The 19739-nt window shown below is 40.0% G+C and carries 12 protein-coding genes; 4 read left to right on the top strand and 8 right to left on the bottom strand.

Features of this window, described 5'->3' with window-relative positions:
- Positions 1-14 precede the first annotated feature (14 nt).
- Positions 15-2810, bottom strand: a complete 2796-nt coding sequence (locus ACNSN2_RS06010) for a TonB-dependent receptor (protein WP_138621051.1) — start codon at positions 2808-2810, stop codon at positions 15-17.
- A gap of 659 nt (positions 2811-3469) precedes the next feature.
- Between ACNSN2_RS06010 and ACNSN2_RS06005 the strand changes: the two genes are divergently transcribed.
- The gene (locus tag ACNSN2_RS06005) at positions 3470-5110 is read left to right on the top strand and encodes an alpha-glucosidase family protein (protein ID WP_138571208.1); all 1641 of its coding nucleotides are present in this window, start codon (positions 3470-3472) and stop codon (positions 5108-5110) included.
- Positions 5111-5170: 60 nt separating this feature from the next.
- Here the strand turns inward: ACNSN2_RS06005 and ACNSN2_RS06000 are convergent, their stop codons facing one another.
- Complete coding sequence (locus ACNSN2_RS06000) at positions 5171-5725, bottom strand: TIGR00645 family protein (protein ID WP_075169311.1); 555 nt, start codon at positions 5723-5725, stop codon at positions 5171-5173.
- A gap of 243 nt (positions 5726-5968) precedes the next feature.
- Here ACNSN2_RS06000 and ACNSN2_RS05995 point away from each other — a divergent pair, with 243 nt between their 5' ends.
- Positions 5969-6211: a hypothetical protein gene (locus ACNSN2_RS05995; RefSeq protein WP_075169312.1), complete on the top strand. Its 243-nt coding sequence runs from the start codon at positions 5969-5971 to the stop codon at positions 6209-6211.
- 163 nt (positions 6212-6374) lie between these two features.
- Here ACNSN2_RS05995 and topA read toward each other — a convergent pair whose 3' ends face one another.
- The gene (gene topA, locus ACNSN2_RS05990; protein ID WP_418608776.1) at positions 6375-9089 is read right to left on the bottom strand and encodes a type I DNA topoisomerase; all 2715 of its coding nucleotides are present in this window, start codon (positions 9087-9089) and stop codon (positions 6375-6377) included.
- A 253-nt stretch (positions 9090-9342) separates the two neighbouring features.
- Positions 9343-12045, bottom strand: a complete 2703-nt coding sequence (locus tag ACNSN2_RS05985; protein WP_418608775.1) for a hypothetical protein — start codon at positions 12043-12045, stop codon at positions 9343-9345.
- A 185-nt stretch (positions 12046-12230) separates the two neighbouring features.
- Here ACNSN2_RS05985 and ACNSN2_RS05980 point away from each other — a divergent pair, with 185 nt between their 5' ends.
- The gene (locus ACNSN2_RS05980) at positions 12231-13562 is read left to right on the top strand and encodes a dicarboxylate/amino acid:cation symporter (RefSeq protein WP_054200804.1); all 1332 of its coding nucleotides are present in this window, start codon (positions 12231-12233) and stop codon (positions 13560-13562) included.
- An 84-nt stretch (positions 13563-13646) separates the two neighbouring features.
- Here the strand turns inward: ACNSN2_RS05980 and sohB are convergent, their stop codons facing one another.
- Both sohB and ACNSN2_RS05970 read right to left on the bottom strand, forming a co-directional pair.
- The gene (gene sohB, locus ACNSN2_RS05975) at positions 13647-14663 is read right to left on the bottom strand and encodes a protease SohB (RefSeq protein WP_138626862.1); all 1017 of its coding nucleotides are present in this window, start codon (positions 14661-14663) and stop codon (positions 13647-13649) included.
- A 100-nt stretch (positions 14664-14763) separates the two neighbouring features.
- Positions 14764-17199, bottom strand: a complete 2436-nt coding sequence (locus tag ACNSN2_RS05970) for a VolA/Pla-1 family phospholipase (protein ID WP_418608774.1) — start codon at positions 17197-17199, stop codon at positions 14764-14766.
- 207 nt (positions 17200-17406) lie between these two features.
- Here ACNSN2_RS05970 and ACNSN2_RS05965 point away from each other — a divergent pair, with 207 nt between their 5' ends.
- Positions 17407-18153, top strand: a complete 747-nt coding sequence (locus ACNSN2_RS05965) for a YciK family oxidoreductase (protein WP_109874741.1) — start codon at positions 17407-17409, stop codon at positions 18151-18153.
- A 65-nt stretch (positions 18154-18218) separates the two neighbouring features.
- On the opposite strand, the gene rluB is transcribed toward ACNSN2_RS05965, so the two are convergent.
- Both rluB and scpB read right to left on the bottom strand, forming a co-directional pair.
- The gene (gene rluB / locus ACNSN2_RS05960; RefSeq protein ID WP_008110001.1) at positions 18219-19088 is read right to left on the bottom strand and encodes a 23S rRNA pseudouridine(2605) synthase RluB; all 870 of its coding nucleotides are present in this window, start codon (positions 19086-19088) and stop codon (positions 18219-18221) included.
- A complete protein-coding gene (gene scpB, locus ACNSN2_RS05955; RefSeq protein ID WP_008110002.1) occupies positions 19085-19675 on the bottom strand; it encodes an SMC-Scp complex subunit ScpB in 591 nt (196 codons plus the stop codon). The genes rluB and scpB overlap by 4 nt, the downstream gene beginning before the upstream one ends.
- Positions 19676-19739 lie beyond the last annotated feature (64 nt).

Genomic DNA, 19739 nt, shown 5'->3' with positions numbered 1-19739 from the left:
TAATACAAAACTTATTATAGCTTGTAGCTTACACCGAGTAAGTAAGTACGGCCATAGTCTTGGTAATCACGCACTTGCAGCGCATTATCGCCTTGCAATGATGTAAACGCTTCTTCGGTAATGTTTTGAATTTGGAACGTCATTGATAAGTTCTCAAAACCAGCAATACCAGAATCAGCAAAGTCATAGCCTACTTGCGCATCCCAAATAGTCTCGCCAAGTATATCAACTTGTTGTGTTGCAAAACCTGAACCGTAGATATCACCTTTAAAGTCACTACGTTTACGCATGCTGGTACGTGCTTGGAAACCATTGCGTTCGAAGTACACAGTTAGGCTATCAATTTTATCTGACAAACCTGGTAGTTCGTAATCGTTTCCGTTTTGATCTTGCAAGTCTTGCTCAACGCTGGTGTGGCTCGCAATTAAACCAAAACCTTCTAATGACTCATGTAATACACTGAAAGGGAATGATAATGAAAGCTCATAGCCCCATAAATTACCATCGCCACCATTTACTTTACTTGAACGGGTAGCTGTATTTCTATCCGCAGGAGGAACTTCGCCGGTTGCAGGGTCTTCTTTACCTGTTACATCAACATCATAACGCTCATCAAAAATCCATTGGTCAATGTCTTTATAAAATAACGCTGCTGAAAAGTAACCTTCTGCATCAAAGTAGTTTTCGTATGTTAAATCAAAGCCTGTTGCTTCTTTTGGTTCAAGCTCTGCATTACCACCAGATATAGACCAGTAGTTACCATTTTCGTCAGGCTTTTCGCTGTTATAGCTTGTCTCAATCGATGCATGCATTTCATCAAGGCGAGCACGAGAAATTGTTTTAGCCGCGCCAAAACGAATTGTTTGCTCTTGGTCGATTGCAAAAGATAAGTTTAAGCTTGGTAATACATTTGAATAGTCGTGGCTAATATCAGTAGGTGATGCAACCACTAAACCATTAATATTTGATGCTTCGAAGCCTTGTGATGACTGCTCAGTGCGTACATAACGTATACCCACATTACCTGTTACCGGTATGCCACCAATCTCAGCGTTAATGTCTGCTTGAATAAATGCAGCGGTAACTTCTTCTTGTACCGTCCACGAACGCGTTAAGTGTTTTTGATCCGTTAAGCTTTCTTGTAATAGATCGTAATAACCATCATTTACCAGGCCATTGGTGTCATAAGCAATCATGTCACCCATGCCAATAAAGTCTAAACTTGCTGAGCCTAAACGGTATTGCTCTGGCACTGATACCATACCAGGATTATCTAAAGAAAAATCTTTTAAAGTCATGAAGTAGCCTTCAGACTGTTTTACTTTCTCACGGTCACGGTAAGATAAACCAAAGTTAATACGGCTAAAGTATTCGTTTTCAAGTACTTTACTGGCCGCTAACTTAAGCGTTGAAAGCTCATCGCTAATTTCTGGGGCATTAATAAAGCCATCTTGTGCGGTATTTTGATAAGCCGTGTCATTTAAGCCGTACTTATTATTAAGCGCAGCACTGCTTCCCCAAGATAAAGGACCGCCTAATTGAATTAAGTCGTAGTCGCTGTAATCAAGCTCATGAGTGAATTGTGCGCCCGTATTTCCACCATCAAATGCATACCCTATGTTATCGGCAACACCATTTGAATCGCCACGGCCAGTACCTGAGTAACTCTCAATACTCCAAATCGTACGGTCAACTTCTGAGTGGCTGGCATCAAATTCAACTGACCAATCATCGTTAATATCGTATTTAGCGTTAAAACCAAATTGTGATAGTTCTGCTTTTCGCTCTTCATAGTCATTTCGCACAACAACACGCTGACCTTGCGTTACTGCACTGGTAATAAAGCCAGACTGCTCATCTACAGTAACACTATTTGGGTCGATGCTACCTTGACCCCAGGCGAAAGGTACTTCGATACCACGTAAGATTTTTTCGTCGTTGAAATCTACATATAATGCATCAAACGTCATGTTTAAACGGTCATTTGGTGCAGCTTCTACAACTAGCATCGCTGAATCACGTTCAAGTGTTGATGAACGTACGAAAGGTTTAGCGCCGCCTAAAATTGAATAGTTTTGTCCATCATTACCTGTGAACTCTGGATAACCCCAAGAATTCCAGCGTTTTTCTTGGTTTGGAGAACTCATTGTGTTGTAAGCAAATGCTACACCTATAGTGTCATCTGCAAACTGGTCTATGTATGAAACGGTGCCACGAAACCCTTTGTCATCGCCATCTGGGTTTAATTTATCAAAGCTAGTTTGCTCATACTGACCATTAAACATGATCACTTGTTCACCTTTATTTAAAGGCTTTACCGTTTGCATGTCGATAACACCGGCAATGCCTTCAGCTTCAATGCTAGCACTTGGCGTTTTATAAACAGTAACACCGCTCATTATTTCTGATGGGTAAAGGTCAAACTCAACACCACGGTTGTCACCAATAGATACCTGCTCACGGCCATTAAATGTTGTTGCGCTTTCGTTTTCGCTAAAACCACGAACACTTACACGACTAGCACGGCCATCAAGACGTTGCGCTGTTAAACCTGGTAAACGTGCGATTGACTCTGCAATAGATGAATCAGGAAGTTTACCAATGTCTTCAGCAGAAATTGACTCAACCACCTGTGTTGAAAAACGCTTAGTATTTATTGATTCAACAACACTACCGCGAAAACCTTTCACTTCGATGATTTCTACATCATCATTTTTTATTGTTTCTTCTTGTGCCGCAGTGGTGGCAAAGCTTGATAATCCGGCAGCAGTTAATGCTAGCGTTAGTATACTTGGTTTGAACATAGCCATAATGTTTTCCCGTTACCCATAATGTGATACCCGCTTACTTGCTTAAGTGATAGTTAAACATGCGAGCTTATTTTGTTGTCAGGATGAATATTAACGCTCGTATTATTTTATTAACAACTTATTGCATACGTATTCAAAATAGCACCGCACGCACAAATTTAACATTAAATTTACAAACCAACATGTAACCAACTGTTTTAAAATAGGTTATTTTGGTGCAAGAGTATTTTATGAGTTAAGTGATAACCACTATTTATTTTTTTATGAAATAAACCTTTCATAAAACGCTGATAAAGAGAAGCAAGAAAATTTTATTTTTTAATTAATTACTAAACACACTATCTACACAAATTAAATTGGTAAGACCAATAACTAAAAACACCAACTCAGTGCAGACCTTTGTTTTTGTGCACCTAAACAGCGCAAACAATAAATTAACAACTCCATATTAGAATTGGTAAAATATAATAAGAATAATCCACGACTCAAATCGATTGCCTGAACGATTATTTCATCCAGTTTTAATACCTTAAAATCGGTGCATACGTATGCAGGATTTTTACAGTATGACAGGCTTCAAGTATGCTTTTTCAAATAAACGGGGATTATTACCTCTAAAAAAAGAACAACACAAAGACAGTGTGAAAACGGAGAAAAGCATGGCCCAAAAGCAATGGTATAAAGGTGCGGTTATTTATCAGGTTTATCCGCGTAGCTTTCAAGATAGCAACAACGATGGCATTGGTGATTTAAAAGGGATAATAAATCGTATTGATTACATTAAAAGCTTAGGGGTGGATGCTATTTGGATCTCACCTTTCTTTAAATCGCCGATGAAAGATTTTGGTTATGATATTAGCGACTATCGTGATATTGACCCGCTTTTTGGTAATTTAGCAGATTTTGATGAGTTAATTGCGCAAGCGCATCAACGCGATATTAAAATTATTATTGACCAAGTGCTTAGCCATACCTCAGACCAACATCAATGGTTTATTGATAGCCGTGAAGACTTAACCAACGATAAAGCTGATTGGTATGTATGGGCCGATGCTAAAGAAGACGGCACAGCACCTAATAATTGGTTGTCTATTTTTGGTGGCGGTGCATGGCAATGGGAGCCACGTCGTGGACAATATTACTTACATAACTTTTTTACTGAACAGCCTGATCTTAACTTTCATAACCCCGATGTTCGCCAAGCCGTACTAGATAATGTTGAGTTTTGGCTTAAAAAGGGCGTGGATGGCTTTAGGTTAGACGCAATTAACTTTTGTTACCATGACGCTTTGCTTCGTGATAACCCAGCAAAACCAAAAGAAAAGCGTCAAGGCCGTGGCTTTAGCGAAGATAATCCGTATGCATTTCAGTACCATTACTACAATAATACCCAGCCTGAAAACATAGAGTTTATGCGTGATATTCGTACTTTACTCAACAAGTACCCTGGTACCGTATCACTGGGTGAAATTTCATCTGAAGATTCATTAGCCACAATGGCAGAATACACCCAAGGCGGCGATAAACTGCATATGGGTTATAGCTTTGAGCTGTTAACGGATGATTACTCAAGCGAGTATATAAGAAATACCGTTACTACACTTGAGCAACGCATGACTGAAGGCTGGCCTTGCTGGGCATTTAGTAACCATGACGTAGAACGTGTTGCTAGCCGTTGGAGTGAAACGGGAGAGGTAAACCCAGCGCAATGTAAAATGTTGACCGCCCTACTCGCTTCACTACGTGGCAGCGTGTGTATGTATCAAGGTGAAGAACTCGGACTCGGTGAAGCCAGTGTTGCTTTTGAAGATTTACAAGACCCATACGGCATAACTTTTTGGCCAAACTTTAAAGGTCGCGATGGATGTCGTACCCCAATGCCTTGGGAAAACCGTAATAACTCACAACCAAATGCACACAATGCAGGATTTAGCGAGGTAAAACCGTGGTTACCTGTTGATCAACAACACAAGCTCCAAGCAGTTGCTGAACAAGAGAATGATGCAAACTCAATATTAAATGCGTACCGTGAGTTTATGGCCTGGCGTAAAAACCAGCCAGTATTACTTGAAGGTGATATTGAGTTTATACAAACCGCCGAGCCAATTTTGGCTTTTTACCGCACGTTAAACGAAGAAAAGATGTTGTGTGTATTCAATTTAAGCGGGGCAAAAGCAGAGCTTGCTATTGATATTGTTGTTGAAAAAGAGCATAGCGCGCTTTCTCATTACAACGCGCAGCTCAATAATAAAACACTGACCGTTGAGCCATTTGGTAGTTATTACGCCAACTGCAGTTAATATTTAAAATTATTACAAATAAAAAACCCGAGCATTGCTCGGGTTTTTTATAACAAATTTTTAGTGGTTAATTGTTTTACTATTTAAATAATCAGTAAAAGCAAATAGTACACCTGATACCACAAACGTAACGTGTATCAGTACTTTCCAGAGTAATTCATTATTAGAATGAGACGTAGAACTTATAAATACCTTAAGCAGCTCAACGGCAGAAATGGCCACTATTGCACTGATCAGCTTCATTTTTAAACCAGAAAACCCGACCTTACCCATCCATACAGGGCGGTCTTCATGATTTTCGATATTAAGCTTAGAGACAAAGTTTTCGTAACCGCTAAAAATAATAATCAACAGCAGACCTGCTAACAATGCAGTATCAACTAAAGTTAAAATACCAACCAACAGCTCTTGATTACTAGCAGTAAACGTCGCTATCCCCATCATATATAGTTGTTTAAAAAACTTTATAAGTAGTAAAAGCACAGCAAATAATAAGCCTACAAAAAATGGGGCGAGTAACCAGCGTCCTTTAAATATCAACGACTCAAGCGCATGCTCTACTTTATGAACAGGGTGTATTTTTTTATTTGTATTATTTGTGTGTGGCTCTGACATAGGGGCACCTAAAAATTAAAACGCGACATTAGCTTAAATTAAACGCTAACACAATCACTTCAGCCTAAAAGTAGGTACACAATATGCTTATCCTGACGATAAAAATTTTTCGTTTTCCTTTATGTGAATTGTGATTAAAAATCAGTTTACCAACAGAGATGTTCTGGCTTGGTTACACTTGTTTTATGTAGGCATTATTTGAATGCATAACTCGATTGTTACTCCATTTTTAGGAATAAAAAAATGAATAAAGCATTACTCGCGTTAATCGTTGCACCATTTTTCGTTTTATCAGCTGCAAATGCAGTTGCAAGCGATACTACAGACGCTTCAGCCGAAACGATTCAAGAATTCACAGAAATGTGTGTTAGCTGGGCTAAAGAAGACGACGTAAGCGATGAAACAATTTATAACTATGTTTTAAAGTGTGTGAATGATGAACTAACATCTGAAGGCTATAACAAAGTCACTGCTGTTAAGATTTAATGAACAATTGAGCGGTTCAAACCTAAATTGGTTACATTTTAACTCTGTAAAATAAAAAATCAGGTTAAAAATGCCATTGCGATAGGTTTGATAATGCAAAAAAAACCGGAACTGTCACAGGCTGTGCGTTCCGGTTTTTATTATTAAAGCGATGAATAATTAATTATTCATCATCTTTTTTTGGTTTGGCTTTAGCTTTAGCTTTACTTTTAGCTGGCGCTTTTTTAGCTGCAGCTTTCTTTTTAGGCGCAGCTTTTTTCTTAGCCTCTTCTACCCATTTACCACCCTCGTAATGGGCCGTCCAACCAGTTGCTTTACCATCAACTTCAGTCATCACATATTGGACTTTGTTTTTACGACTGTAACGCACAACAGCAAGGTTGCCATCAGGATCTTTGGCTGGTGCATCAGCTAGGTAGTAAAACTTAGGCGAAATACGATCTCTAAAGCGTTGTAACTCTTCTACTTTAGGAGCACGTGTTTCTCGTGATTTAGGGAACGTATTTGCAGCTAAGAAAATACCGGCCGCGCCATCACGTAATACAAAATAGGCTTCAGACTTTTCACATTCTAATTCAGGGATATGAACTGGATCTTCTTTTGGTGGCGCAGCTTCGCCATTTTTTAACAACTTACGTGTATTTTTACATTCATCGTTGTTACAACCAAAATACTTACCAAATCGGCCTGATTTTAATTCCATATCAGCGCCACATTTATCACATTCGATAATAGGGCCGTCGTAGCCTTTAATTTTAAAGGTACCCTCTTCAACAACATGCCCCTGACATGCTGGGTTATTACCACACACATGCAATTTACGGGTTTCGTCGATAAGGTATGAATCCATCGCTGTTTCACAAATTGGACAGCGCTTCATTTGCATTAATGTTTCTGTTTCAACGTCTTCAACATCAGCTGCAACCGCTTCATCACCCGACACTAAATTCATAGTAGTAGTACAGCGCTCTTTAGGTGGCAGGTTATAACCTGTACAGCCTAAGAATACGCCCGTTGAAGCAGTACGAATGCCCATTTTTCTGCCACAGGTTGGACAGTCAATATCGGTTTCTACCATTTGATTAAGACGCATGCCGCCTTCATCTGGTTCGCCTTTAGCAATGTTTAACTGGGTTGAGAAATCAGCATAAAACTTATCGAGAACTTGCGTCCAAACACGCTCGCCTTCAGCGATATCATCTAAACGACCTTCCATTTTAGCGGTAAAATCGAAGTTCATTAAATCAGTAAAGTTTTCAACTAGGCGATCGGTAACGATTTCACCCATTTTTTCAGCGAAAAAGCGACGATTTTCTACTCGAACATAGCCACGATCTTGAATAGTCGAAATGATAGACGCGTAAGTTGAAGGACGGCCAATACCACGTTTTTCAAGTTCTTTAACTAAGCTCGCTTCACTAAAACGTGCTGGCGGCTTGGTAAAATGCTGCTTAGGATCAAGCTCAACTAAGGTGAGAACTTCACCTTGCTTAACAGCAGGAAGTGATTGATCTTCTTCGTTCTTTTTACGCACTGCTGGCTGTACTTTAGTCCAACCATCGAAGCGAAGCACACGGCCTTTTGCCTTTAATGTGAAATCATTGGCGGCAACGGTTAATGTGGTTAAGTCGTATTCAGCAGGCACCATTTGACAAGCCACGAACTGACGCCAAATAAGCTCATAAAGCTTTTTAGCATCTGCATCCACACCTTCAACATGCCCTGAAAGTACCGATACGCTGGAAGGACGAATCGCTTCGTGCGCCTCTTGTGCATTACCCTTTGAGCTGTAATTAATTGGATCAGCAGGTAAATATTTTGCACCAAACTCATTGGTTACATACTCACGACACATCTCAACCGCATCTTTCGATAAGTTAGTAGAATCGGTACGCATATAGGTAATGTAACCACCTTCATATAGGCGCTGCGCAAGCATCATGGTCTTTTTAACGCCATAACCGAGTCGAGTACTGGCGGCTTGTTGCATGGTTGAAGTAATAAATGGCGCACTTGGGCGACTCTTACTTGGTTTTTCTTCAACGCTTACAACTTTGTATTCGGCATTCTCAAGGCTTTTAACTGCTGCTGTAGCTTGTGCTTCATTTACAGGCTTAAATGGCTTGTCTGCTTGTTTAGTGACTTCTAAACGTAAGTCAGACTCGCTATTTTTAACATCTGCATGAATATCCCAGAACTCTTCAGGAATAAACGCTTTAATTTCACGTTCGCGTTCTACTAATAAACGCACTGCAACAGATTGAACTCGTCCTGCCGATAAACCTCGTGCAACTTTAGCCCACAACAAAGGTGAGACCATAAAACCAACCACACGGTCTAGAAAACGACGGGTCTGCTGTGCAAAAACCATATCGGTGTTCAATTCACCCGGTGTTTCAAACGCTTGTTGTATTGCATTTTTAGTGATTTCGTTAAACACGACGCGCTTATACTTTTCAGGTTCGCCACCAATAATTTCTTGAAGGTGCCAAGCAATTGCTTCCCCTTCTCTATCCAAATCCGTTGCGAGATAGATTTGATCAGCATTTTGGGCAAGCTTTTGTAATTCTTGAACAACCTTTTCTTTACCCGGCAATACTTCGTAATGTGGTTCCCACCCTTTTTCGGGATCGATGCCCATACGCGCGACTAAGTTAGAGTAGTCACGTTGCTGTTTATACGCTGCTTTCTCATCAGGTGGCATTTTACGAACCTCAGCAGGTGTTTTGCTTGCTGGTACTTTGTTTTTGCCTGATCCTGATGTAGGTAAATCTCGTACGTGCCCAATGCTGGACTTCACGATAAAATCATTACCTAAGTATTTATTAATTGTTTTAGCCTTAGCAGGTGACTCTACAATTACTAGCGATTTGCCCATAGTTGCCTATTTCTAACCTAGTTTTTTAAATGTGTTTAGCCGACTCATGCGGCGCGAATATTTATAGGTATATCTACAAACACTAGTTCTTACAAGCTTTTAATACAAACTTTTCAGTATTTACTGAATAAACAAACAATTTCTGTTGTTAATTTAAACAAACCAGCGTTTTTTGAATAATTGATGTGGAATATATAGAATAGAAACAAAAATGCCAACCTTATTGGTTGGCATTTTTTATCCTTCACATATTTTAAACCTTAGGTTCGTCTAAAATCGACATCACGGTATATTGGGTTTTCACACCTCCTGGCGTTTCAAACTCAATGTATAAAAACCCAGAATCAACATCATTTGGCTCAGCCTCTTTAGTAATATTAACTGAAACAGAGATTGGCGTTTTTTGTGCTGTATTAACCACGGTGTAATCTGTTAACCCTCTTAATACACCATTGTCGGCAGTGACGCTCACTGTAGTGCCCGCAGGCAGTGGATTGTTATGAATATCGCTGAAGAAAATAGTCACTGAAATCGCACTGTAGGGCGTTGAGTCGCTGATATCAATAAGATTTATGTCGCACATACCTGCCATATCAGAAGCTTCTAAGCGAATACCATCACTTAAACTACAGTCATTTAAAGCCGTTACAGCTCTAATGTAAGGTGTACTACCTGACATAACTAACTCTGAACGAGCGCGCACATTAACTGTTTCACGAGTACACGCATTTGCAGCAAGGGCCTCATCACTACATAACAAGCCATTGTATATACCATCACCACTATCATACAGGCCATTATTTAATGGGCCTGAGCGTTCCACATACCACTCATCTTCACCACCATTAGAATCCACAGGGTTTACTGGCGCTGGTAAATTCCCATCAAACACCCCATTTTCATTAAAATCTATAAAGGCTTCAGGTAAATCTTGTAAAGTTGAGTCAAACTCGTTTTGATTAAATTCACCGTTGGCAGATACATCATTAAATGACTCTTCACCCACAGAATAAGCGAGTAAGCTAACACGTCCACCTAGTGGGTAATCAATTGGCGAGTCATTAGGCGCATCAGTTAGCGCAATTGGATCGCCATTGCTGTCTAGATAATTAATTAAGTTACCATTTGCGTCGAGTTGTGACTCTCTAATACCTAAAGTACAAGGTGCAGATTGTCCAAAATAACGGTCGCATTTATCTGCAACAGAATTATTATAAATGCTGTAATGATATGGGACTGGGTTTTGGCTACGCCACTGCGCTTTACACACACCGTCTGTGGTGCGACAAAGTAATAAAGGTGTAAATTGTTCATCATCAATAGTGCCAACTGCACCACCTTCACTGGCAATATAAATTGCCGTGTTATCTGGTACAAAATTATTAAAATGATCGGCTGCAAATACGGTTAAGTCTGTAGTTACTCCTGCTTCGTTTAATGACTCGGTATTAAAGGTTTGCACTGCAAGCGTGAAACTATCCTGATCTGGCACACCTGTCGTAATAGTAATGTCATTAGAAACAATAGAGATCACACTATTCTGTGAGGTATCACTACTATCAATCTGATGCGAAGCAATCACAGATAAAATACCAGCAGCTTTTCCTGAGCGAACGTTTACAGTCACTAAACCTTCGTTGTTAGTAAATTGAAATGCGCTGTCTAATAGAGCCCCTCCAGGGTTTTGTGAAAGTGCAAAATCAATTTGCTTTTGACCCACTGGATTTCCATTTACATCTAAAAGCTTAAAGGTGAGTTCTGAATTCTCGGTCAAGGTTTGACCACCCGCTCCTTTAATAGCTAACACTTGATTAGTCGCCCCCATAAACGCAATTGAGCCAGTTTGAGCTGCAGCTACATTGATGTTTATAGTTTTTGTTGCAACATTACCACCAGTAACCACAGTCGCGGTAATCGTATCTATACCATTACAGCCATCAGCTTTATAAGTTGCACTTGCCGTACCACCAATACTCGTTACCACATTATCGATAGTGGCTTTAGGGGTCGACTCTTCTGCGCAAGCAGAAGTGAATTGCACTTCAAGGGGTGTAGTAAATACATTATTACTACCATCTACAATCTCAGCTGTAATGATCGTGGTAGAACCTGCAGATAAAACATCACCCGAAGCAATACCCGCGCTTAAATTAACATTTACTTGAACAGCGTTAATTTCAAATAAAGCACTCGCAATTCCGCCCTGTGCGGTTAATTCAACTTGACCAACACCTGAGCTACTGCCAGGCAATAAATTCAAAATAGCCACACCAAACGCATCAGTTTTAGCTGTTAAGCTTTCTGGTAGTAAAATTCCTAGCGTGGTTGTCGCTTGAACCAGTACATTACTGGCTGGCGTATTACTACCAGGTTTTGTGATTTTTGCATAAACAATCGCTTGTTGCCCAAGTAAGTTGCTATTTTGTGAACAATCAGATGGATCAAGTTCTGTAGAATCTCTATCAATATTTAACCAACTATCAGGACAGTTTTGTAAGATTTTAATGTCAATATTTGCAGCCGATTCATTAGATTGCGGCTCATCACCTGCGGTATAAAAACCGAGCTTACTTGTGGAGCCTTCGTAGCTGGCAACAATAGTTCCCGCTCCTTCAACACTGCCTGCACTGAGCTCAATAGTTGCAACACCACTTGTATTTGTTAATGCGCTTGCTGTAGCAGGTATGAAAGAGCCAAGTGTTGTAGTAAAACTAACTTCTTGACGAACAACAGGCTGTCCATCACTGTCAGTTACAGTCGCAACGACCTCAAGCGGATTGTTAGCGGTAACGATTCGATCTTCAAAATTAAGTTCAACTTGGGTATCTAGTACGGCATTGTCGCCTCCAGTATCCCCACCAACGGTTCCTGTCTCTTTCTCAAGTGAGCCACCACCGCCACAAGCAATGAGTAATGAGCTGAGCAATATAATGCTAAGCAAACGGGTTAAAGGCATATGTTTCTCCAATGCGCTATTACTAAGTTAAACTTATTTACTTAATGTTAACCTATAACTTAGTCTAAAATCTCAGATTTTTACTTCTTTTTGCGATAAAAATTTTTAAAAAGTTGACGTTTTTCCTGTAAAAAAAATTACATGCTGTTAGTCTATGCCAAATTTATAAAAAATAGATTGGAAATATGTCTAAAATCCGTTCAATGAGTTTAACTACTCGCATCATGATTGGTATGGTGCTTGGTGTTGCAGTAGGCTTTATATTTCAGGCTATATTAGCTGGTGAAGACGATTACCTAATCCCTCTTGGGTTATTCTCTTTGCCAATTAAAGCCTTTTTTGTTGATGGCCTTTTTCATGTAGGTGGGCAAATATTTATAGCTAGTTTAAAAATGCTAGTTGTTCCCCTCGTCTTTGTATCGCTTGTGTGTGGTACTTGTAGTTTAAGCGATCCTAAAAAATTAGGCCGTTTAGGTGGAAAGTCGATTGGCCTATATTTGGTTACCACAGCGATAGCTATTACAGTGGCAATTACACTGGCGTTACTATTTAACCCAGGTGAAGGGATTGGGCTTCCTTCTCAAGCAAGCTACGACGCAAAAGAAGCGCCAACTTTAGCTCGCGTTATTATTGATATGTTCCCTACCAATCCTTTTGAAGCAATGGCAAAAGGTAATATGCTACAAGTTATTGTATTTGCTTTATTATTTGGTATTGCAATGGCGCTTAGCGGTAAAGCAGGTAAACGTGTAGCAACAGTATTTGAAGACTTAAACACCGTTATCTTAAAACTAGTTACATTATTAATGAATATTGCTCCTTACGGCGTATTTTTCTTAATGGCTAAGTTATTTACTACCATCGAGCTTAACTTAATTGTGAGCTTAGCTAAGTATTTTGGCGTGGTTGTTTTAGCCCTGTTATTGCATGCATTCGTAAATTACACTCTGCTGCTAAAAGTACTTACAGGCCTAAACCCGCTCACTTTCTTAGCTAAAATGAAACACACCTGTTTATTTGCTTTTAGTACCTCAAGTTCAAGCGCAACTATGCCTATCACACTTGAGACTGCAACTAAGAAGCTAGGCGCTAATAACTCAGTGGCCTCATTTACTATTCCATTAGGCGCCACCATTAATATGGATGGCACTGCAATTATGCAAGGTGTCGCTACGGTATTTATTGCTCAAGTATTTAGTGTTGATTTAACTATTTCTGATTACTTAATGGTAATACTAACAGCAACGCTTGCCTCGGTTGGCACAGCGGGTGTTCCTGGCGTTGGTTTAATTATGCTGGCTATGGTACTTAACCAAGTAGGCTTACCTGTTGAAGGAATCGCAATTATAATAGGTGTTGATAGACTACTTGATATGACCCGAACCGCAGTAAATGTAACAGGCGATTGTATGGTAACCTGTGTTGTGGCTAAAAGTGAGGGTGAATTAGATGAAAGTATTTTCAACGACCCTAATGCAGCTAAAGATTTAGAAGACTATCACAAGTCAATTGACTAACAGCTTCTATCTTAAGTTATAAAAAAAGCCTTGCTACTTCATTAAGTAACAAGGCTTTTTTATTATGTATAAGCTATGAAATTATTAAGGGTTTAACGCCTTAAATTTTGACATTAAACTCACTCCTGCCTTATTCACACCATGGCTGAGCCCTATTGCAAGCTTATCACTTAGCCCTTTTTTAATTTTATATTGCACCTTGTATATTTGATGCTGATGTTGCTGCTCTAGTAAGGCATCATCACTGGTTTTAATGGTATCAACTAAGCCTTTTTCAATCGCTTGGGTTGCAAACCAATGTTCACCCGTTGCCACTAAGTCCATATTCAAACTGGGACGCTGTGTGCTCACAAAGGTTTTAAATAACACATGGGTTTGCTCTATCTCTTCGCGAAATTTTTCACGGGCTTTATCGGTATTTTCACCAAAAAGTGTTAGCGTACGTTTAAATTCGCCCGCCGTAATTTGTTCAAAATCAACATCGTTCTTCTTTAATATTTTATTAAAGTTTGGAATTTGTGCAATAACACCAATAGAGCCAACAATTGCGAACGGCGCTGCAATAATATGATCAGCCACACAAGCCATCATGTAGCCACCACTGGCAGCGACTTTGTCTATTGATACGGTTAACTCAATACCAGCTGACTTAAAACGTTGTAGTTGTGATGCAGCTAAACCATAGCCATGCACAACGCCGCCACCACTTTCAAGACGAACTAACACTTTGTCCTTTTCAGGGTCCGCGATTGAAATAATCGCAGTCACTTCTTCGCGTAAACTCTCTACTTCATGTGCATCCATGCTGCCGTTAAAGTCAATAACATAGAGTCGTGATTTAGGCTCTTCTTTTTCAGCTTTTTTTTGCTCTATTTTTTGTTGCTTTTGATAGGCTTTTAGCTCTTTTTTACCTAGCGTATTATTTAAAAAGCTTTCTTTTATATTAGTAAGCTGCTCTGATAAGTCATCTATTTCTATCTCACCTTTTTTTGCTTTTGGCTTAACAGCCGAGCTTACAATTAAGGTCAAAATGACAGCGATAGCAATAACAAAGGTAATGGTTTTAGCAAAAAACAAACCGTACTCGTATAAAAATTCCAACTGTGTTCTCCGTTTATAAATTTCAGTCAATTTAGCATGCTTTAAAATAAAAAAAAGCCACTATACAGTGGCTTTTAGTACTTAATTGAGTGGTTGATTATTAATTCGTCACAACCTCAGTGTTTTGCACCATTAAAAGGCGCCCTCTTGAAGCTAGGTAAGTAGCAACCTGCAATTGCATTTCAGCATTCGCAGCTGCACTACCCGCAACTGTAGACGACTCACCTTCATCCTGTGCAGGTGTTAATATTGACCCATGATGGCCGGTATTAAATTTAACTAAATAGCTAGAGCCCATCTCTGTTGGCGCTTGCGATGTACTTACTGTTTCTAACCCCATAAAGTTGGCTAAAGGGATTGTACCTGCAATTGGATTGTTAGCAGTCATTGGCGGAATAACTTGATCTGGCTTGTTATTATCTGTGCCATCACCAACAACAACATTCATGTACACTGGCGTTTCTAGTGCTTTAACAGTTGCTGCATAGTTGGTTGGGTCGCCACTATCTAATGCTGTTTGTGCTGCAAATACAAACTGCGTCATTACGCCCTTTATATTAGCAAGTTTATCGGTTTCTCCCGCCATAGTTAGCGATGCTGCAAATTCATTAAAGCCACAGCTTAAGAAGTCCTGCATGTCTGGTAACAAAGCACCACAGTTTGATAACGCACCAGCGTTTAAAAATGCATTGAACTCATCAGCTTCAGCAGTACCTGCTTGAGAAAGTACAGAGCCTTGAATAAATGGACCAAACGCTGCTGATTCTAGTAAGAAGCTTGCAATACCGCCACCACCACTTGCTAATGCTACAGCGTTAACCTTAAATAATGGGTCTACTTGGTCGGCCAATGGACTATTAGCTTGTGCAATAAACGCAGGCGCTACAATTGATCCCAGAGAATGGCCAATGTAAGACACATCTTGTGAATTCATTGTGCTATCACCGCTGAAGTTTAGACCTAAACGTAAACCAAGTAAGTCAGCACTTGACTGGCGTAGGCTATCTCTAGCTACTAATAATGAGCTCAAGTTCATGTAACTAAGTACAGAGCCTGTCGTTGCGTTAAAGTCATCATTACCGTCTAAATCAACGTCTACACCACGCTCGCCATGACGAGGATGGTCAATTGCAACTGTGGCAAAGCCTTGCAGTGAAAGCTGTGCTGTTAGTGTTAACATGCTTTCTTTTTGTGTGGTTATACCGTGTTGCATAATCACTACTGGCCAACCACCTGCTGGCATAGCAGTAAATGGCTCTAAACCTAAACCTGTACGGTATGCATTAACAACCGGTAAAATCGGCTTAGTAATTTGCACTGGCACATTAGCCATGCTCTGCACTTTAGGAAGTGAGTTATATTTAGTTAAGTGTTTAGTGCTATCAAGCCCTAAATCACGAAGCTGTCCATCACTCAAAGCAGCACACATTGCATCGTTAGTGCTAATAGGATCGGTTGGGAACGCTTCACCAGCTTGCGCTTTATAGCCTAAAATAGCGACAGCACTATCACACATACCTTGCCAGTAAGTATCGTTTAAATCACTGATCTCTTTACCTTCAGGCGTGCCTAAATACATAGGTAATTGAATGCTGCCTTTTTGATATTGCGCAGCTTGGAACACATCAGGTACAGTCACCCCCTGCAATGCAAAAGCTTGTTGTACGTTAGCCATAGGCTGAGTTGGAATTTGCAACGCAGGCGTTGGAATTGTTGGCTCTGTTAAGCTTGCTGCTAAAACCTTTTTAATCGTGCCAAGCACTGGTCCTGCTGATTGCATTGTCATAGCAGCAGAAAAAATAATATCGTCTTTTGTAATATCACCAGAGCTTACTACTACGTTTTCATAACTATTCACAGCTCCTTGCAGCGCAAGTTGTGATGGCGTTACTAAAGGCGCTTCTTGTTTAACAGTGGCATATGTTGAAGATGGTTCAATTGAGCGACCTTGTGAATCTTTCAGTTCAGTCGTTAGCACATTAATGTATGAACTACCGGCTTTAAAAGGCTTAAGTGGGACAATTGCAACCGCGTCTCCAGAGCCTTGTGTAATAAAATCCACGCCAAAGGTCAATTCGCCTACTAATTTACATGCTGCACCGGCTGGTGCTTGCGAACATTCGGCATCAGTTAAGCTTGCACCCATGATCACTTCAAAAATACGTACAGAGCCTGGTGAAGCTGCAGACGTTTGATCAAGGCTAATGCCCGGTGGAAAGGTTAGAGCAATTTTGAATGGCACTTGAGTAGACCAGCCATCAAGTGCGCCTATTGCTAGTTGCGGATCTGCATATTCAGCTCGAGAGATAGAAACATTCTCGTCATTTAATTCCCCAGGAATATTGAGTGTGCCATCAAGCGTACCACTCATCAATAAATCATTAGGAACCGAAATTACACCATTTGCAGGGTCAAACTTTACCGTAGCTTTTGGAATAACTGTAACTGAATCGTTTTTAACATCTTCTAACGTTTCTCCGCCGCCACAGCCTGCTAATGCAGCTGCAACTGAGAGCGAGAGTAGCATTTTTTTCATAGTGTTCTCCGCACAAATCTTATTTTTATAGTGTGTTTATAGTCAGTGTAATTAAGTTAAAATAATGTAGCTAGTATATTAATGAGACATTAGACCAGTTAAACTTAACGTAAACTTTCTAGTTTCGCCACCTAAATTTGTAATAAATTCGATTACTTGTCGATTTGCTATGTTAAAATCAAAAAAAATTTAAACATTGGTACTTTTATGCATACCTATCAAGCAACTGAAAACGCACTTAAAGACAAAGTAATTTTGATCACAGGCGCAGGTGATGGTATCGGCCGTGTCGCAGCTATTACCTATGCTAAACATGGTGCAACCGTTATTTTATTAGGAAAAACAACTAATAAACTAGAATGTGTGTATGACGAAATCGTCAATGCAGGCTACCCACAGCCAGCGATTGTGCCTATGGACTTAAAAGGTGCAACTAAGCAGAACTATCGAGATTTAGCCGCAACAATCGAAAATCAATTTGGCCGCCTTGATGGACTATTAAATAACGCGGGTATTTTAGGTACTTTAGGGCCGTTAGAGCATTTTTGTTCATCAACATTCGAAAATGTGATGAAAGTAAACGTCACCGCACAAGCGATGATCACTAAAGCGCTATTCCCTGTCATGCGTAAATCAAAAAGTGCCTCAGTGGTATTTACCTCATCGGGTGTCGGTCGTAAAGGAAGAGAGTTTTGGGGACCTTATGCAATTTCTAAATTTGCGGTTGAAGGTATGATGCAAACATGGGCGTGTGAAGTTGAAAAAACGCCAATCCGTGTTAACTGTATTAACCCAGGCGCAACCCGTACATCGATGCGTGCAAGTGCATTCCCAGGTGAGGATCGTGATTTACTTGCGACACCTGAAGATTTAATGCCAACTTATCTGTATTTAATGAGCGACGACTCAAAAGATATCAATGGCCAATCGTTAGACGCACAGGTTAAAAAATAATATTTAGTTTTAAACGTAAAAAAGCCGCTATAAAAAGCGGCTTTATTGTTTTATTAGTAGCGTAATTACTTACGTTTAGTCGGTTTTACACGTTGATTATGCTTTTTAACCGCCTTACGAATTTGATTTATTTTCGCGCGCTTATCTTTACGTTTTTCAGGGATAACCGACAGCTTAGTTTGCGTTTCTTTACCAAGTTTAACTGTTTTACGTAAATAGTTAACTGTGTCTAAATCGTACTCAATCCAACCACCTTGTGGTACACGCTTATCAAGCTCTAATTTACCGTAACGTATACGAATTAGGCGTGACACTTCCACATCTTGTGATTGCCATAAACGACGAACTTCACGATTACGACCTTCGTTAAGAGTTACGTTGTACCAGCGGTTAATGCCTTCACCGCCCATAGGCTTAATACCGGTAAATTTAGCCGGACCATCTTCAAGCTCTACACCGCGAAGTAAGTTTTTCATTGTTTCGTCAGTCACTTCACCAAATACGCGAGCTGAATATTCGCGTTCAACTTCGTAGCTCGGGTGCATTAAGCGATTTGCTAATTCACCATCATTGGTAAAGAGCATCAACCCTGACGTATTCACATCTAATCGCCCTACTGCTATCCAACGATCGCCATCTATACGTGGCAAACGGTCGAATACAGTACGACGACCTTCTGGATCTTTACGAGTACTTAGTTCGCCCTCTGGCTTGTTGTACATAATTACGCGACAAATTCTGTCAGCTTTTTCTTCAATTTTAACAGTGTGGCCGTCAACACGAATTAAATCGGTTTCTTCAACCCTGTCGCCTAACTTAGCTACTTTACCGTTTACACTCACACGATTAGCGTCAATGTATTTTTCCATTTCGCGGCGTGAACCTACCCCTGCGCGGGCTAGGACTTTTTGTAACTTTTCACCTTGTATACTCATTTGGATGGTTCTCTCACAGAAGGATCACTTAATAACTGGGTAATTTTACTTTGCTGTTGCTCTGGCAATGCAGGTAAATCATGAAGTCCCGTTATTGAAAAATAATCTAAAAATTGTTTAGTCGTTGCATAAAGTGCCGGTTTCCCAGGTACTTCTTTATGCCCAACTACTTTAACCCACTCTCTTTCAAGCAGAGTTTTAATAATATTTGAGCCTGTTGCTACGCCCCGTACTTGCTCAATTTCACCACGGGTAATAGGTTGTTTATATGCAATTAGCGACAAGGTTTCGAGTAAAGCTCGCGAATACTTAGGAGCGCGTTCTTGCCATAAATTACTCAACCATGGGCTTAAACTGCTACACGCTTGAAAACGATACCCACTGCCTACCTCAACTAAGCGTATACCGCGGGTTTGATAATGAACTTGAATTGCCTCTACAGCATCATTAATGCGCGCCATAGAAATTGCTAAATCGTTTAAAACCGTGTCCTTAAGATGACGTTTTGATACGGGCTTATCTGCCACAAAAATCGCCGCTTCAATGATTTCAATTAATTGTTCATCACTAATTCGCCGACCTACCATAATCACTCTTAAGTTAATAAAAACACACAGCCATCTATTATGACAGAACAATCACAAACTAGGA

It is taken from the genome of Pseudoalteromonas sp. US3C1013 (assembly GCF_048401115.1).
Classification (GTDB): domain Bacteria; phylum Pseudomonadota; class Gammaproteobacteria; order Enterobacterales; family Alteromonadaceae; genus Pseudoalteromonas; species Pseudoalteromonas undina.
This window is presented reverse-complemented; position numbering and strand designations above follow the sequence as displayed.

Excerpts from the sequence above, each read along its gene's own strand:
- ACNSN2_RS06010 (WP_138621051.1), bottom strand. The coding sequence starts at position 2,810 with ATGGCTATGTTCAAACCAAGTATACTAACGCTAGCATTAACTGCTGCC.
- ACNSN2_RS06005 (WP_138571208.1), top strand. The coding sequence starts at position 3,470 with ATGGCCCAAAAGCAATGGTATAAAGGTGCGGTTATTTATCAGGTTTAT.
- ACNSN2_RS06000 (WP_075169311.1), bottom strand. The coding sequence starts at position 5,725 with ATGTCAGAGCCACACACAAATAATACAAATAAAAAAATACACCCTGTT.
- ACNSN2_RS05995 (WP_075169312.1), top strand. The coding sequence starts at position 5,969 with ATGAATAAAGCATTACTCGCGTTAATCGTTGCACCATTTTTCGTTTTA.
- topA (WP_418608776.1), bottom strand. The coding sequence starts at position 9,089 with ATGGGCAAATCGCTAGTAATTGTAGAGTCACCTGCTAAGGCTAAAACA.
- ACNSN2_RS05985 (WP_418608775.1), bottom strand. The coding sequence starts at position 12,045 with ATGCCTTTAACCCGTTTGCTTAGCATTATATTGCTCAGCTCATTACTC.
- ACNSN2_RS05980 (WP_054200804.1), top strand. The coding sequence starts at position 12,231 with ATGTCTAAAATCCGTTCAATGAGTTTAACTACTCGCATCATGATTGGT.
- ACNSN2_RS05970 (WP_418608774.1), bottom strand. The coding sequence starts at position 17,199 with ATGAAAAAAATGCTACTCTCGCTCTCAGTTGCAGCTGCATTAGCAGGC.
- ACNSN2_RS05965 (WP_109874741.1), top strand. The coding sequence starts at position 17,407 with ATGCATACCTATCAAGCAACTGAAAACGCACTTAAAGACAAAGTAATT.
- rluB (WP_008110001.1), bottom strand. The coding sequence starts at position 19,088 with ATGAGTATACAAGGTGAAAAGTTACAAAAAGTCCTAGCCCGCGCAGGG.
- scpB (WP_008110002.1), bottom strand. The coding sequence starts at position 19,675 with ATGGTAGGTCGGCGAATTAGTGATGAACAATTAATTGAAATCATTGAA.